Source organism: Paraburkholderia steynii, assembly GCF_900100565.1.
Taxonomy (GTDB): domain Bacteria; phylum Pseudomonadota; class Gammaproteobacteria; order Burkholderiales; family Burkholderiaceae; genus Paraburkholderia; species Paraburkholderia terrae.
The window spans coordinates 134,022-147,191 of record NZ_FNDI01000020.1; the positions used below are offsets into that span (position 1 = coordinate 134,022).

General features: G+C 63.3%; 14 protein-coding genes. 3 read left to right on the forward strand and 11 right to left on the reverse strand.

Annotated elements, in window-relative coordinates:
- Positions 1 to 9 precede the first annotated feature (9 nt).
- Positions 10 to 1,752, forward strand: coding sequence for a class I poly(R)-hydroxyalkanoic acid synthase (phaC, locus tag BLT65_RS30425; RefSeq protein ID WP_091784802.1), 1,743 nt, complete (start codon positions 10 to 12; stop codon positions 1,750 to 1,752).
- Between the two features lie 155 nt (positions 1,753 to 1,907).
- Here the strand turns inward: phaC and BLT65_RS30430 are convergent, their stop codons facing one another.
- From BLT65_RS30430 to BLT65_RS30455, 6 genes are all read right to left on the reverse strand, one after another.
- A complete protein-coding gene (locus tag BLT65_RS30430; RefSeq protein ID WP_091784805.1) occupies positions 1,908 to 3,719 on the reverse strand; it encodes an ABC transporter transmembrane domain-containing protein in 1,812 nt (603 codons plus the stop codon).
- Between the two features lie 93 nt (positions 3,720 to 3,812).
- Positions 3,813 to 4,064: a hypothetical protein gene (locus BLT65_RS30435; RefSeq protein ID WP_081921006.1), complete on the reverse strand. Its 252-nt coding sequence runs from the start codon at positions 4,062 to 4,064 to the stop codon at positions 3,813 to 3,815.
- 28 nt (positions 4,065 to 4,092) lie between these two features.
- Positions 4,093 to 4,389 carry a 4Fe-4S dicluster domain-containing protein gene (locus BLT65_RS30440; protein ID WP_042308916.1) on the reverse strand — a complete coding sequence of 99 codons (297 nt, stop codon included), beginning with the start codon at positions 4,387 to 4,389 and terminating at the stop codon, positions 4,093 to 4,095.
- Complete coding sequence (locus BLT65_RS30445) at positions 4,386 to 4,700, reverse strand: hypothetical protein (RefSeq protein ID WP_042308918.1); 315 nt, start codon at positions 4,698 to 4,700, stop codon at positions 4,386 to 4,388. The genes BLT65_RS30440 and BLT65_RS30445 overlap by 4 nt, the downstream gene beginning before the upstream one ends.
- A gap of 16 nt (positions 4,701 to 4,716) precedes the next feature.
- A complete protein-coding gene (locus tag BLT65_RS30450; protein ID WP_091784808.1) occupies positions 4,717 to 5,295 on the reverse strand; it encodes an RNA polymerase sigma factor in 579 nt (192 codons plus the stop codon).
- Positions 5,296 to 5,485: 190 nt separating this feature from the next.
- On the reverse strand, positions 5,486 to 6,199 hold the full coding sequence (locus tag BLT65_RS30455; RefSeq protein WP_244186768.1) for a glutathione S-transferase family protein: 714 nt from the start codon (positions 6,197 to 6,199) through the stop codon (positions 5,486 to 5,488).
- Positions 6,200 to 6,425: 226 nt separating this feature from the next.
- On the opposite strand from BLT65_RS30455, the gene BLT65_RS30460 reads away from it, so the two are divergent.
- On the forward strand, positions 6,426 to 7,916 hold the full coding sequence (locus tag BLT65_RS30460) for an HdeD family acid-resistance protein (protein ID WP_091784814.1): 1,491 nt from the start codon (positions 6,426 to 6,428) through the stop codon (positions 7,914 to 7,916).
- An 82-nt stretch (positions 7,917 to 7,998) separates the two neighbouring features.
- On the opposite strand, the gene BLT65_RS30465 is transcribed toward BLT65_RS30460, so the two are convergent.
- Positions 7,999 to 8,838 (reverse strand): isocitrate lyase/PEP mutase family protein, encoded by an 840-nt coding sequence (locus BLT65_RS30465; RefSeq protein ID WP_091784817.1) that lies wholly within the window; start codon positions 8,836 to 8,838, stop codon positions 7,999 to 8,001.
- 111 nt (positions 8,839 to 8,949) lie between these two features.
- The gene (locus BLT65_RS30470; RefSeq protein WP_035988268.1) at positions 8,950 to 9,375 is read right to left on the reverse strand and encodes an OsmC family protein; all 426 of its coding nucleotides are present in this window, start codon (positions 9,373 to 9,375) and stop codon (positions 8,950 to 8,952) included.
- A 326-nt stretch (positions 9,376 to 9,701) separates the two neighbouring features.
- Here BLT65_RS30470 and BLT65_RS30475 point away from each other — a divergent pair, with 326 nt between their 5' ends.
- Positions 9,702 to 9,995 carry a DUF4148 domain-containing protein gene (locus BLT65_RS30475; RefSeq protein WP_042309004.1) on the forward strand — a complete coding sequence of 98 codons (294 nt, stop codon included), beginning with the start codon at positions 9,702 to 9,704 and terminating at the stop codon, positions 9,993 to 9,995.
- Between the two features lie 129 nt (positions 9,996 to 10,124).
- Here the strand turns inward: BLT65_RS30475 and BLT65_RS30480 are convergent, their stop codons facing one another.
- The 3 genes from BLT65_RS30480 to BLT65_RS30490 are packed head-to-tail and all read right to left on the reverse strand — an operon-like array spanning position 10,125 to position 13,124.
- Positions 10,125 to 10,679, reverse strand: coding sequence for a carboxymuconolactone decarboxylase family protein (locus BLT65_RS30480; RefSeq protein WP_042308929.1), 555 nt, complete (start codon positions 10,677 to 10,679; stop codon positions 10,125 to 10,127).
- A 32-nt stretch (positions 10,680 to 10,711) separates the two neighbouring features.
- On the reverse strand, positions 10,712 to 12,049 hold the full coding sequence (locus tag BLT65_RS30485; RefSeq protein ID WP_091784819.1) for an aspartate aminotransferase family protein: 1,338 nt from the start codon (positions 12,047 to 12,049) through the stop codon (positions 10,712 to 10,714).
- 34 nt (positions 12,050 to 12,083) lie between these two features.
- Positions 12,084 to 13,124, reverse strand: coding sequence for a C45 family autoproteolytic acyltransferase/hydrolase (locus BLT65_RS30490; RefSeq protein ID WP_091784822.1), 1,041 nt, complete (start codon positions 13,122 to 13,124; stop codon positions 12,084 to 12,086).
- Between the last annotated feature and the right edge of the window lie 46 nt (positions 13,125 to 13,170).

Genomic DNA, 13,170 nt, shown 5'->3' on the forward strand with positions numbered 1-13,170 from the left:
GGATTTGATATGAAGATGTTATTTAGCATGCCGGATGAGTTTTCTACAGGCTGGCTCGATGCCAGCTTCAGTTTCTGGCGAGGGCTGCCGCTAACCGACGGTCCCGACGTGACCGTGACGGACGCCGATGGCAACGAGATCCATCCCGTCGCATCCGGCGCGCGAAACATCATGATGCGTGCCAGCACCCGATACTGGCAACAGCAAGCAGAGCTTTGGAACAGCGCCTTGACTCGCGTGCTCGGGGCACAGACGGGCGGGAAGCCGGTCGCGGAGCCAACGCGTGGCGACCGGCGCTTTCACGCCGAAGAATGGTCCGGAAATGGCTGGTTTGGCTTTCTGAAGGAAAACTATCTGATCAACGCCCAGATGCTCGAAGACATGACCGAGGCAAGCGCGTTGAATGAGAAGGAAAAGCACAAGCTCCGTTTTTACATGCGGCAGTTCATCGACCTGGCGAGCCCTTCGAATTTTGCCGCGACCAATCCCGAAGTGATCCGGCGTGCGCTCGAAACCAGCGGTAGCAGTCTGCTGGCGGGCCTCACGCATCTGCTGGAGGACATGAAGCAAGGCACCATTTCGATCACCGATCAGAGCGCGTTCGAAGTGGGCCGCAGCGTCGCGGTGTCCGAAGGGTCGGTGGTATTCGAGAACGATCTGTTCCAGCTGATCCAGTACGCGCCGCTCACGCCAACGGTCGCGCAGCGCCCGCTGGTGATCGTCCCGCCTTGCATCAACAAGTTCTACATTCTGGACCTGCAGCCTCAGAACTCCTTTGTGCGCTTTGCCAATGAACAGGGCTTCACCGTGTTCATGGTGTCCTGGCGCAATGCAGATGCACAGACGGCGAATACCCGCTGGGACGATTACCTCGAACACGGTGTGATGAAGGCCATCGAAGTGACGCGCGCCATCAGTCGCGCCGACAAGGTCAATGCATTGGGCTGGTGTGTCGGCGGTACGATGCTGTCGTCCGCACTCGCGGTGATGCGTGCCAATGGCGACGAGTCGGTATCCAGCGTGACCTTGCTGACAGCGTTGCTCGACTTCAGCGAACCGGGTGACCTTGGCATATTCGTCGACGAAGCGGGTGTGTCGATGCGCGAGCAGACAATCGGACGCGGTGGGCTGTATCCCGGACGTGAGCTCGGCTTCACCTTTCAGACGTTACGCGCGAACGATCTGATCTGGCCGTACGTCGTGAACAATTATCTGAAAGGGAAGACGCCTGCCGCATTCGATCTGCTGTACTGGAACGCGGACACCACGAATCTTCCCGGGCCGATGTATAGCTGGTATCTGCGCAACATGTACCTGGAGAACAATCTCCGCGTGCCCGGCAAGCTCACGATGTGCGGCACGCCCGTCGATCTCAAGCGCATCGACATGCCCAGCTATCTGCTTGCAACGCAGGAGGATCACATCGTTCCATGGCAATCCGCGTGGCGCTCGACACAACTGCTAGGCGGTAAGGTCGAATTCGTGCTGGGCGCTAGTGGACATATTGCTGGTGTCATCAATCCCGCTTCGAAGAACAAGCGCAGCTATTGGACGAGCGACGAGTCTGCCAGCGAAGCCGATGCATGGCTGGCGTCCGCCGAAGAACAGCCGGGTAGCTGGTGGAATCACTGGATCGTGTGGCTGAAGCAGCATGCGGGCGAGCAGGTGAAAGCGCGCAAGGTGCTGGGCAACGCGAAACACAAGCCGATCGAACCGGCGCCTGGCAGGTATGTGAAGGTGCGGGCGGACTAGAGTCGTCGCACCCGGCTACGGTGACGATTGCATGAAGTGGACGGGAGCGTCGCAATCAGACGCGTCCCGCTATGCGGCTGCACTTGCCGCGATCAGGATGGAGAACGGTTCGCGGCCGGTTGCAGCCGACGGCAGTGCAAGTTCGCCTGCCCGGCTCACTGCAATCCAACGTGAGCGCGCAAGACGTCACGCTCCACACTCTTCCCATGCAGTTCACCAAACTGCAGTGCCGCAAGCTGCGCATAAAGCGGCGAACTCTGCAGAAGCTCTGTGTGACGGCCTTGCGCGACAATGCGGCCCTGGTCCAGAACAACGATACGATCCGCCTGCTGCACAGTAGCAAGACGATGCGCGATGACAAGCGTCGTTCGGTTCAGCGCGGCGTTGTCCAGCGCCGTTTGCACGAGCCGTTCGCTCGCGGCATCGAGTGCGCTGGTCGCTTCGTCGAGCAGCAGGATGGGCGGATTCTTGAGAATCGCGCGCGCAATCGCAAGGCGCTGACGCTGACCGCCCGACAGCCGCACACCGCGCTCCCCCAGGAACGTGTCATACCCTTGCGGCAGTTCTTCGATAAAGCCGGCGGCAGCCGCCATCCCAGCGGCGCGCTGAACTTGCGCGAGCGTTGCGTCGGGCATCCCGTAGCGGATGTTGTCGAGCACGCTGCCCGAAAAGATCACCGATTCCTGCAACACCACGCCAATCGCCTTGCGCAACGACGCGAGCGGTACCTGATTCGTCGACACACCGTTGATCAGTATGTCGCCGGACTGCGGCTCGTAAAAGCGCAAGAGCAGTTGAAACAGCGTTGTCTTGCCCGCGCCAGACGGCCCGACCAGCGCGACATGCTCACCCGGACGGACATCGAGCGAGAAGCCGGAGAGCGCGGCGATGCCGGGACGAGACGGATAGGAGAAGCTGACGTCGTGAAAACGGATGCCGTCTCCGTGCGCCGGAAGCGGCACGGTCGTCCCGGCCTCCTCCACTGGCGAACGCGCAGCCAGCAGTTGCAGTAGCCGTTCCGTTGCGCCTGCAGCCCGCTGCAGATCGCCCCACACTTCGGCGACGGCGCCCACTGCACCCGCCGTGAAAACCGCATAAAGGATGAACTGGGACAGCTGACCCGCTGTCATCTGTCCAGCGAGTACCGCCTGCGCGCCCAGCCAGAGCACGAACACGACGGCGGCGAACACGAACACGATCACCACCGCCGTCAGCGACGCGCGCGCACGAATGCGTGTGAGCGCTGTGTCGAAGGCCAGTTCCACAGCGCTACCGAAGCGCTTCGCCTCATAGGTCTCCTGCGTGTACGACTGCACGGTCGGCATTGCATTGAGCACTTCGCCCGCCAGCGCGCTGGCATTCGCGATCTTGTCCTGGCTCGCGCGCGAAAGCCGCCGCACGCGCCGCCCGAAGATCACGATGGGCGCGACCACCACGACCAGCGTCGCGATGATGTAGCCGGACAGCACGGGGCTCGTCGTGATCAGCATCGCAATGCCACCAACGGCCAGCAGCACATTGCGCAGTCCAAGCGACAGGCTCGTGCCAACCACGGTCTGGATCAGCGTCGTGTCGGTGGTGAGCCGCGACAGCACCTCGCCCGTCTGCGTGGTCTCGAAGAACTGCGGGCTCATCCGCATCACGTGGTCGTAGACGGCCCGCCGCAAATCGGCCGTGACCCGCTCGCCGAGCCACGACACCCAATAGAAGCGCAGCGCCGTCGCGGCGGCGAGAATCAGCGAAACGATGAACAGCGCGATGAAGTAGCGATCGATATGCGTGCGGTCGCCGCTCGCGAAGCCACGGTCGATCAGGTACTTGAACGCCACGGGCAGCGCCAGCGTCGCGCCCGCCGACGTCAGGAGCGCCAGAAACGCGAGCGCCCAGCGCCTCGCATACGGACGCAGGAACGGCAGCAGGGCAAAAAGCGGAGCGACGCGTAGCGTGCGCGCGGGGGTATCGGGCATGGAGATGTCTGGGTGGATGGGCGACAGATCGATTATGTCAGCCCGTGGATCAAGACGTTCGCGGCACGGTTTGTCGTCGGTTCGTCTTTGTCGCTAGAGCAGATTATCGTCTTCCCTCGTCAGCGCGTCGCCGTCGTGTTTTCGTTCGAGACGCGTCGTGGCTTCCAGCAAATGCACGCCGGCGGGCGTCAGCATCGGACGACGCCATCCGCCAACGCGCGGCTCGATAGAGATGAGCCGGTAATCCAGCAGGGTATCGAGTTCGACACGCGTCGTATCGATCTGATCGGGTGCGCTGCGCACGAGCATCAGCGTGGCCAGTTCATGTGGACTGAGCATCGTCATTGTCTCAACCTCGAAGTGGAACGTCTGTTCAGCGCATCCTGACGAGCGTGATGGCGTGCTCGGGACACGCCGACACACAATGGCCGCATGCGCGGCACGCGTCCGCACGCGGCGCGTAGGCGACCTTCATCCCATGCACGCGCAGCTTGAAGCGTTGTAATGGGCGGAGTGCCTGGTAATCGGCTGCATCGATGCGGCGGATGTCGAATACGTTTTCAGGGCAAACAACCGCGCAATCCGCCTTACCTTCGCAGCGCGCGAAATCGACCTTTGGGACGATCACGCCGGGCGGCTGTTTGCAAGCCGAAGTGGCATTGCGTGTCATGTGCCCGCTCCCTCGTTCTGGCGCGAAGCCGACGTGGGGTCGTTGCGCAGCCGCTCACGCTCTTGCTCCGTCATCTGTTGCCAGTGACGCCATTGCCGGGCTTTGTAGCAGCCGCCATGTCCCCGGAATCCACCGAAAAGAATACGGCACAGCACGAGCAGACCGATCGCACGCGGATAGTCGATTGCATGCGCATCGATCACGAGGGTCGGGATGATCCAGTTCCATAGCCTCATGACGATCCAGCCCAGCAGCGCAATGATCAGCACGAGCATCAGCGCCTTGGCGAAAATTTTGCGGCGGAACTTCATTCCATTCTCCTTGGGTTCATATCTCGAAGCCGTCGTAGGACGAGCGCAGGCGTTCGCGCAGATGCAGGACCGCGTAACGCTTGCGCGCGAGCAGCGTGTTGACGCCGACACCCGTCGCGGCCGCCATCTCCTTGAAGCTGCGGCCGTCCAGTTCGTGAGCGATGAACACCTCGCGCTGGTTCGCGGGCAACTCGTCGAGCGCGGCGCGCAAGGTGTCGAGCAGCACCGCGCGCGCGTAGGCGGCCTCGGGTCCGGCATCGGCTGAGGGCAGCGTCAGGTCCAGGCGGTATTCGCCATCGGCTTCTTCAGCATTGGTGGCATCGGGCAGTGGCACTTCCTTCTTCTTGCGGAAGCGGTCGATGATCCGGTTTCTCGCGACGCGAAACAGCCACGCGCCGACCTGCTCAACGGGGTCCGGCAGCCGCCATGCCTCGACGAGTTCTTCGAAAACGTCCTGAAGGATGTCGTCGGCTTCGTCCTGATCGATGACGCGGCGGCGGATGAAATTGCGCAGCCTTGGACGCTCGCGGGCGACCGCAGCGGCGATTTCGCGGTCCTGCTCGGTCATCGTGCTCGGGGCGTTTGGCGGTTCCATACCCGTGATGACGATCCGCGAAGAAAAATATTGTGACGCGAGTGACTGACTCGCGAAATTTGTTTGCGAGCGAGCACGCTTAGGGTGAAGTGTCGAGAGAGTTGGACGCCGCGAGAACCGCAATCGGCATGGCAAGCTGAGGTTTTGCGGCGAAGGTGACGTTGAACTCGCCCTGGCCGACGATGACGCTCTATCCCGCCTCGACCCGCGCGCAGTACGCATCGATGGTCCGCTTCCACGCGGGCCGGGCCAGGCACCGATCCCGATACGACGCGACAACCGGATACGGCGCGATCAACCGCTCGTCCTTGATGCCCGAGGAGAGCACGTGCGTCATCAAAATGTCGGCGACGGTGAAACCGTCTGTCGCGACGAAGTCGCGGTCAGCGAACCAGCGCTCCAGGTTCGTCAGCACCCGGTTCGCCCAGCCGACCAGAAATTCGCGGTGCTTGCCGCAGCTGCCATCCGCCGTCCAGTCGAGCACCATCAGACCGAGCAGCGGTGGCTCGACCGTGTTCATCGCGGCGAAGCACCAGCGCATCACCTGTGCTTCGCCGGCGCGGTCGCTGGGAATCAGGCGGCCCGACTTCTTCGCCAGGTAGGCGACGATCGCGGCGGATTCGGACACGACCAAACCGTCGTCGTCAATCGACGGGATCTGTTCGAAGGGGCTGAGCCGGCGATAGGCTTCCGTGTTCAGATCATGTGCGGGATGGTCCATGCCGGCCAGCTCGAACGGCAACTGCATCTCTTCGAGCGCCCACAGCACGCGCAGGTCGCGTGTGTGGCCACGTGCGACAGCGTTGACCTTCGAAAAGCCGTAGACCTTGAGCATGGTGACGTTCCTTCGTTGAAACTGCCCGGCTGCAAAGGGTACCGGCATTCTAACGCCGGCGACAGGCACGCTCGCTACGCCGGAGGGAACGTAAAAATTCACCGCTTATCGTCACACAAAACACGCGCTGCAGCACTCAACCTGCATCCCGCCAACCTTTTCTCATATCTCACAGAATCGCACTATGATGCGTTGTGTTGCCCGTCACGCGGCATAGCTCAAGACGCCCGTGGCAAGCGCAGTCCAACTGGTCTCCCGGCCTGTATCAACCGGGAAATGCAGCAAGGATGAAATCATGGTCCGTCTCGCGATGATTCTTCTTGGTGTCGACTATCTCCGCGTCCGCTGGCGCGAACTGTTGATGATCGGCTGCCTGAGCGTCGCGCTCGGTGTGACGATCTTCTGCGATGCGCTCGACGGCGCACTGTGGTTCCCCATCATGCCGTTCGCCGCCCTTCTGCTGCTCGAGGGCGTCGCGACGGTATGCGTCGCATGGACGGGCATGGGCGGCCAGCGCACCCTGCGCTACGTGAAAGGGATCACGTTCATTCTGTCCGCAGCCCTCGTGCTGGTCGGCGGGGAGCACGGCAACTTTATTCTGTCGATGATCTTCGGCACGCTGTTTCTCGTGGACGGCGCATTGCAAATCATCGCGGCCAGAGTGGTCCGCTACCGGAAGTGGAAAATTGCAGCCGCAGGCGGCGGGCTGGAGGTTGCGATTGCAATCTTCTTCTATCAGCCCTACCCCGATCACTATGCGGGCACCGTTGCGTACTGCGTGGCATTCGGCTTGCTGTTTGGCGGCTGGAACATGATCCTGCTCGCCATGCGCGTCAGGCGAATGGCGGTCAATCCCGCCGTCGCCGATGAGAAACCCACTGCACACGCAACGGCCGCCATGACGGACACACCCGTCGAACTGAAGCGCCCGCTGCCGGACTCATTCGACGGTCCGCCCGAACCGCACGAGCACGTGCTGACCGTACACGTCTGGACGCCCGTTGGGACAGTCAAAGCCGAAGCGCGTCGGCAGCCGATAGTCGACCGCTACATCGCCGCCGTCGACAGGAACGGCTCGATCTCGACGGGGCACGCCGCGCTCGAAACGGCCGAAGGCATCTATATCAGCCTGTACCCGGCGGTTGAAATCGAGAGGTCGCCGGAGGAATTCTCGCGGATCCTGCGCGCGACACGCGACAACGATGTGCCCGGTCTGTTCCAGCCGGACTACGCGACGGAATCGGCAGCATGGTGTCCGTCGACGCGGCAGATCCGCATCCGAAACTACGATCCGGAGCGTCTCGCACGATTCTGGGCCGAGTATCGTCGCGATACGACGTATAACCTCACGTACCGCAATTGTTCTAGCACGGTCGCGAAAGCGCTGGAGGCGGCGATCGAGGGCGCATCGGTGCGTGCGTGGGGAAAGCGCAGCGGCTGGAAGCCGTTCCTGCGCGTGGCGACCACGCCCGAACTCTGGGTCGCGGCACAGGTCAGAAAACGCTCGGCGACGATGGCATGGACGCCCGGACTCACGCTCGACTACGCACGCGCGCTCAGCATGCTGGCGGACCCGCGCCCCTCCGGATGGGTGAAGATGGCACGCCTCGCGCTGCAGACGATGTACGCATCGCGCCAGCGCTGGCGTGCGGAAAAAGCGGCCGCATCGAATATCTATGATACGGACGTCGCCGGTCGGGACTCGGGGTCTGAAGAAAGCCTGGAGCCGCCCTGGCAGCCGGCAACCGATCAGCATTACCCCGCGAAACACCCGGATGCTTCGTAACGCGGGTCCATGCCGTTCGCGCGAATCGCCGTCGCGCCGTTCTGCCCGGTTGCGAATGGATCACGCCACGCGCAACGCTGCATTAATCAGGCTTGCGCACGGCCGCGAACAGGTCGGTGACCTCTTTCATCGTCGCTGCTTCGCTCGTGTACGTGAACGTGCCGCGCCCGAGCATCTCATTGGCCGCGCGCAGCAACGCGCCCAGCGCCGCGCGCGCAAGCGCCCCGCCGACGCTGATCCGCTTCACGCCCATCTGCGCGAGATCGTCGACGGAAAACGGCATGCCCGCCATGCCCATCAGCACATTGACGGGCCGGTCGACGGAACTGACGACGGCGGCGATATCCTCGCGCGTTTTCAGGCCCGGCGCGTAGAGCACGTCGGCGCCCGCTTCCTGGAAAGCCTGCAGGCGGCGGATCGTATCGGCGAGATCGGCGCGCCCGTTCAGATAGTTCTCCGCGCGCGCCGTCAGCATGAACGGAAACGGCAGCGAACGGGCGGCTTCCACGGCGGCGCGCACGCGCTCGACGGCGAGTTCGTGAGCGTAGATGGGATCGCCGGCACGGCCCGTCGCGTCCTCGATCGAGCCGCCGACGACGCCCGCCGCACCCGCCTGGCGTATCGTTTCGGCAGCATCTTCAGGCGCGTCGCCGAAGCCGTTTTCGAGGTCCGCGCTGACTGGCAGATCCGTCGAGGGCGCGAGTTCGGCAAGATGCCGGATCATCTGCTCGCGGCCGACGGCGTTGTCCGGCAAGCCCAGCGTGAATGCGTAGCCGGCGCTCGTGGTCGCCAGCGCCTTGAACCCGAGCGCTTCGAGCAGGCGCGCAGAGCCGATGTCCCACGGATTGGGAATGATGAACGGCACGCTGGCCTCGTGAAGCGCGCGAAACGCCCGCGCCTTGTCTGCTTGTGTTGTTGTCATGGCGGCTCCATCGGTCGCGCAAGTGGATGCGGAAGGTTCGTAATGTGCGGAATGGGAAGTTTTGCCCAGCCTGTCTCGTGACCGGGCAAACGCAGAAGATGCGCAGGTTGCTCAGGTTTCGAGCTTCGCGTCCATCGTGATCGTTGCGTTCAACACCTTCGAGATCGGGCAACCGGCCTTGGCGTCGGCCGCGGCCTTGTCGAATGCGGCCTTGTCGCCGCCCGGAATCTTCACTACGACGTCCAGATGCGAGGCCGTCACCGCGAAGCCGCCGCCGTCCTTGTCGAGCGTGACGGTGGCCGTGGTCGCGATGCGCTCCGGTTTGATGTTCGCCTTGCCGAGTTCCGCCGACAACGCCATCGAAAAGCATCCCGCATGCGCCGCCGCAATCAGTTCTTCGGGGTTCGTGCCGATGCCGTTTTCGAAGCGCGTCGCGAACGAATACTGCGTGTCCTTGAGCACGCCGCTATCGGTGGAGATCGAGCCCTTGCCGTCTTGCAGACCGCCCTGCCAGATTGCTGATGCTTTGCGCTTCATTAGTCGCTCCTGTGTCGCGTTCGCGCTGCCGCGTTCCCAACCACGATGCCGGCCGCGACGGTCCCGCCCGGAATCACGCGGCGTCGGCATCGGTCACGCGTGCTGCGCCAAACCCGTGGGCCGTGGGCGTGGACCGAAGCTTCATCATAGGCGGATATCGGTGGCACTGCCGTGAAGCGGCGCGCATGGCCATTATTTCATCCACGGCAAGAATCTTTATCCAATCTGCCGCTTTTTTCATCACCCTCGCGGCAATACACTCTGCCCAACGGTTCGGACATCGGTGTTCAAACCGAACCGATCAACAAATGTTCTCGGAGGTCATCATGAAATCGCTTCTTTCCGCAGTGGTCGTCGCATCCGCTCTGATCGTTCCCGCCGCCGCGTTCGCGCAGCAAGCCAATGGCCCCGTGACGCGCGCGCAAGTTCAGGCCGAACTGGTCGCCGCGCAGCAAAACGGCTCGCTGGACCAGAACGACGTGGCGTATCCGCCCGCCAAGCCGCAATTGGGCGCAACGTCGGGAGCGACGGAAGTCGGCGGCGTGACGGCTGGCTCGTCGCAATCGGGCAAGCGTCCGAGCGTCGAACAGCGCATCTTCTCGACGTTCCGCGGCAACTAAGCATTGTTTGCCGTGACGTAACGCGGCGCGTTTGATTCGACGATCACGCGCCGCCGTCGAAACTGCAAAGGCCCCGGCTGACTCATGAAGTCAGCCGGGGCCTTTGCTTTTGTCGCGCTTGACGCGCGCTTACTCGGGGAACGGCAACGAGTCCTGCCCTTGCGCGCGCATGCCGAACACGTTCAGCGTCATCGCGACCAGCGCGTAATAGCCGAGCAGCCCGACCAGATTGATCACGACCTCGTGGCCAAAGCGCTCGACCGTCTTCGCGTAGGTCGCGTCGGACACGCGCTTCGCGTCGTACAGTTCCGTCGCGAACGCGTAGATGAGCGCATCGTCGGCGTCGGCGAACGAAGGCGCCTGGCCCAGGCGGATCGCCTCGGCGTCTTCGGCGCGCACGCCGGCGTCGATGGCGATCGGATAGTGGATGAACCACTCGGCCTGCGCCTGCCAGCGCGAGGCCGTAACGAGAATCGCCAGTTCCGACAGCCGCAGCGGCAAGCCCGTCTTGTAGCGGCAGAATGCGCCGAGGCGCTGCGCATGCTGCGCGAGTTCGGGGCTATGAATCCAGCCGAGAAACGGCCCGTTCAGATTGCCGCGCGGTCCCGACAGGATTTCGTCGAGCACGGCTTTCTGGTCGGGTGTCGCGTGGCTGGCGTCGAAAGAAGGCAGGCGGTTGGTCATGAATCGCTCTTCGTGCAGGGTGTGTGGGTTGATCAGGCCGCGCCCGATGCCGTGAGCGCGCCTTCGATCGCATCCGTCAGGCGGCTGACGATCTGTTCGATATCGCGCGGCGTGCAGATGAACGGCGGCGCGAGCAGCACATGATCGCCGATCTTGCCGTCGACGGTGCCGCCCATCGGGTACACCATCAGCCCGCGCTGGAACGCCTCGCGCTTGATCGCGGCATGCAGCTTCAGTTTCGCATCGAACGGCATTTTCGTCGCGCGGTCCTGCACCAGTTCCACGCCGACGAAGAGTCCGCGCCCGCGCACGTCGCCGATGTACGGATGCTGCGCATAGTGTTCGCGCAGCAGCGAACGCAGTTGCTCGCCGCGCGCTTTTACGTTGTCGAGCAGATGCTCGTCGGCGATCACGCGCTGCACTTCGAGCGCGGCGGCGCAGGCCGTCGCGTGGCCGATATAGGTGTGGCCGTGCTGAAAGAAGCCGGAACCGCCCGTGATCGCCTGATAGATTTTGTCGCTCACGAGCGTTGCGCCGATCGGCTGATAACCCGCGCCGAGGCCCTTTGCGATGGTCAGCAGATCAGGCGTGACGCCGTCCTCTTCGCACGCGAACAGGTGGCCCGTTCGGCCCATGCCCGACATGATTTCATCGAGAATCAGCAACACGCCGTAGCGGTCGCACACTGTGCGAATCTTGCGGAAATACTCGCGCACGGGCGGCACCGCGCCCGCTGTCGCGCCGACGACCGTCTCCGCGACGAACGCGGCGACCGTGTCGGAACCGAGTTCGAGAATCTTCTGCTCCAGTTCGTCGGCGAGGCGCTGCGCGAACTGCTCTTCCGTTTCGTCCGCGCGCTGCTCGCGATACGCGTAGCACGGGCTCACGTGATGCGCGTCGATCAGCAGCGGCAGGAACGGCTCGCGCCGCCAAGCATTGCCGCCGATCGCAAGCGCGCCCAGCGTGTTGCCGTGATAGCTCTGACGCCGCGCGATGATATGCCGCCGCTGCGGCTGCCCCACTTCGACGAAATATTGACGCGCGAGCTTCAACGCCGCCTCGATCGCCTCCGATCCGCCCGACACGAAATACACATGCGCGAGACCTTGCGGCGCGCGTTCGACGAGATAGCTGGCGAGTTCCTCGGCGGGCTGCGTCGTGAAGAACGACGTGTGCGCGTATGGCAGTTCCTGCGCCTGACGCTTGATCGCATCGATCACGCGCTGGTTGCTGTGGCCGAGACACGAGACGGCCGCGCCGCCCGATGCATCGATATAACGCTTGCCCGTCGAATCGACGATCTCGATGCCCTCGCCTTTGACGGCGACGGGCAAGGTCTGCTTCGGCATGCGGTGGAATACGGTAGTCATGCGCTTTCCTTGGGTGAGCGCAAGCCAGCGACTTTCAGGCCGCCGTGCGTGCAATGAAGGTTTCGAAAACGACGGCGTGTTGCGCGTACACGCGCAGCGCGACACCGTCGTCACGGAGTTGGAACAGCGCCGTCGCGAGCGTGTTTTCGTCGTCGGGATCGCGTGGGTCGTCGCGGTAGATGTGCAGACCCGTAGGCGCCTTGTCATGCAGCATGTCGACGAGCGCGTCGCCGTCGATCTGCGCGCCGCGCTGTTCGAGCAGCACGCCGACACGCGCCTGACGATCACATGACGAATCGGTAACGATTTGCGCCTCGTCTTCGCAGCCAGCATGAATCATGTGATTGGCGTGGCCCGAAACGCGCTCGACGCGTTCGACCGAACAGCGCATTGCCGTGGCCTCGACGCTGAACACGCGGCGGTCGCCCGCTGCGGCGAGCGTGTGATGAAAGCCGCTCGCGCGCGGCGTGTCGTGCAGAAGCTGCACGGCTTGATCGAGCGTCGATTGATCGAGCACCGCGCGCGTCAGGAACATGCGCGGCACGCCCGTCACCGGCTGACGGATGCGCAGATTGTTGATCGCCTGCGCAAGACCCGCGCGATTCGCCGCGAACGTGTGGCCGGGTAACGAGCCTGGGTAATAGAAGCTGATGAAGCCGGGCTTGCCCTTCGGCTGGATGTCGACGAGCAAACCCTTGCCAAGCAGGAATGGATCACCGTCTTCGTTGTGTACGATCAGCGTGTCGCCGCTGCGCACGGCCGCGAAAGTCGTACAGCCGTCGGGCGTGTTATGCACCAGTTCGCCGCGGCAGTTCCACAGGAAAATGTCGTCCGCCCGCCAGCCGAGACCCGCCGCCATGCCATCCAGTTCGGCTAGCTGATCCGGACAGTGCGCGCGCGCCGCGTCACGCAGATGTTGCACGAACGCGTGGCCACGCCACGCCTGCACGCCGCGCCACGCGGCGCTCTGCTGCATGTACGCATCGAACGCCGGCCGCGCCAGTTCGCCAAGCTGACGGCCGATTTCAAACGGCTCGCCCGCTATCCGATGCAATTCCCAACCCTGCTTCGACACACGACACCTCGAACATCAATCAACACGCGATGCACATTTATAGTTC

Coding starts and splice junctions, on each gene's coding strand:
- BLT65_RS30450 (WP_091784808.1), bottom strand. CDS start 5,295: ATGGAACCGCCAAACGCCCCGAGCACGATGACCGAGCAGGACCGCGAA.
- BLT65_RS30470 (WP_035988268.1), bottom strand. CDS start 9,375: ATGAAGCGCAAAGCATCAGCAATCTGGCAGGGCGGTCTGCAAGACGGC.
- phaC (WP_091784802.1), top strand. CDS start 10: ATGAAGATGTTATTTAGCATGCCGGATGAGTTTTCTACAGGCTGGCTC.
- BLT65_RS30440 (WP_042308916.1), bottom strand. CDS start 4,389: ATGACACGCAATGCCACTTCGGCTTGCAAACAGCCGCCCGGCGTGATC.
- BLT65_RS30475 (WP_042309004.1), top strand. CDS start 9,702: ATGAAATCGCTTCTTTCCGCAGTGGTCGTCGCATCCGCTCTGATCGTT.
- BLT65_RS30435 (WP_081921006.1), bottom strand. CDS start 4,064: ATGACGATGCTCAGTCCACATGAACTGGCCACGCTGATGCTCGTGCGC.
- BLT65_RS30460 (WP_091784814.1), top strand. CDS start 6,426: ATGGTCCGTCTCGCGATGATTCTTCTTGGTGTCGACTATCTCCGCGTC.
- BLT65_RS30480 (WP_042308929.1), bottom strand. CDS start 10,679: ATGACCAACCGCCTGCCTTCTTTCGACGCCAGCCACGCGACACCCGAC.
- BLT65_RS30465 (WP_091784817.1), bottom strand. CDS start 8,838: ATGACAACAACACAAGCAGACAAGGCGCGGGCGTTTCGCGCGCTTCAC.
- BLT65_RS30445 (WP_042308918.1), bottom strand. CDS start 4,700: ATGAAGTTCCGCCGCAAAATTTTCGCCAAGGCGCTGATGCTCGTGCTG.
- BLT65_RS30485 (WP_091784819.1), bottom strand. CDS start 12,049: ATGACTACCGTATTCCACCGCATGCCGAAGCAGACCTTGCCCGTCGCC.
- BLT65_RS30430 (WP_091784805.1), bottom strand. CDS start 3,719: ATGCCCGATACCCCCGCGCGCACGCTACGCGTCGCTCCGCTTTTTGCC.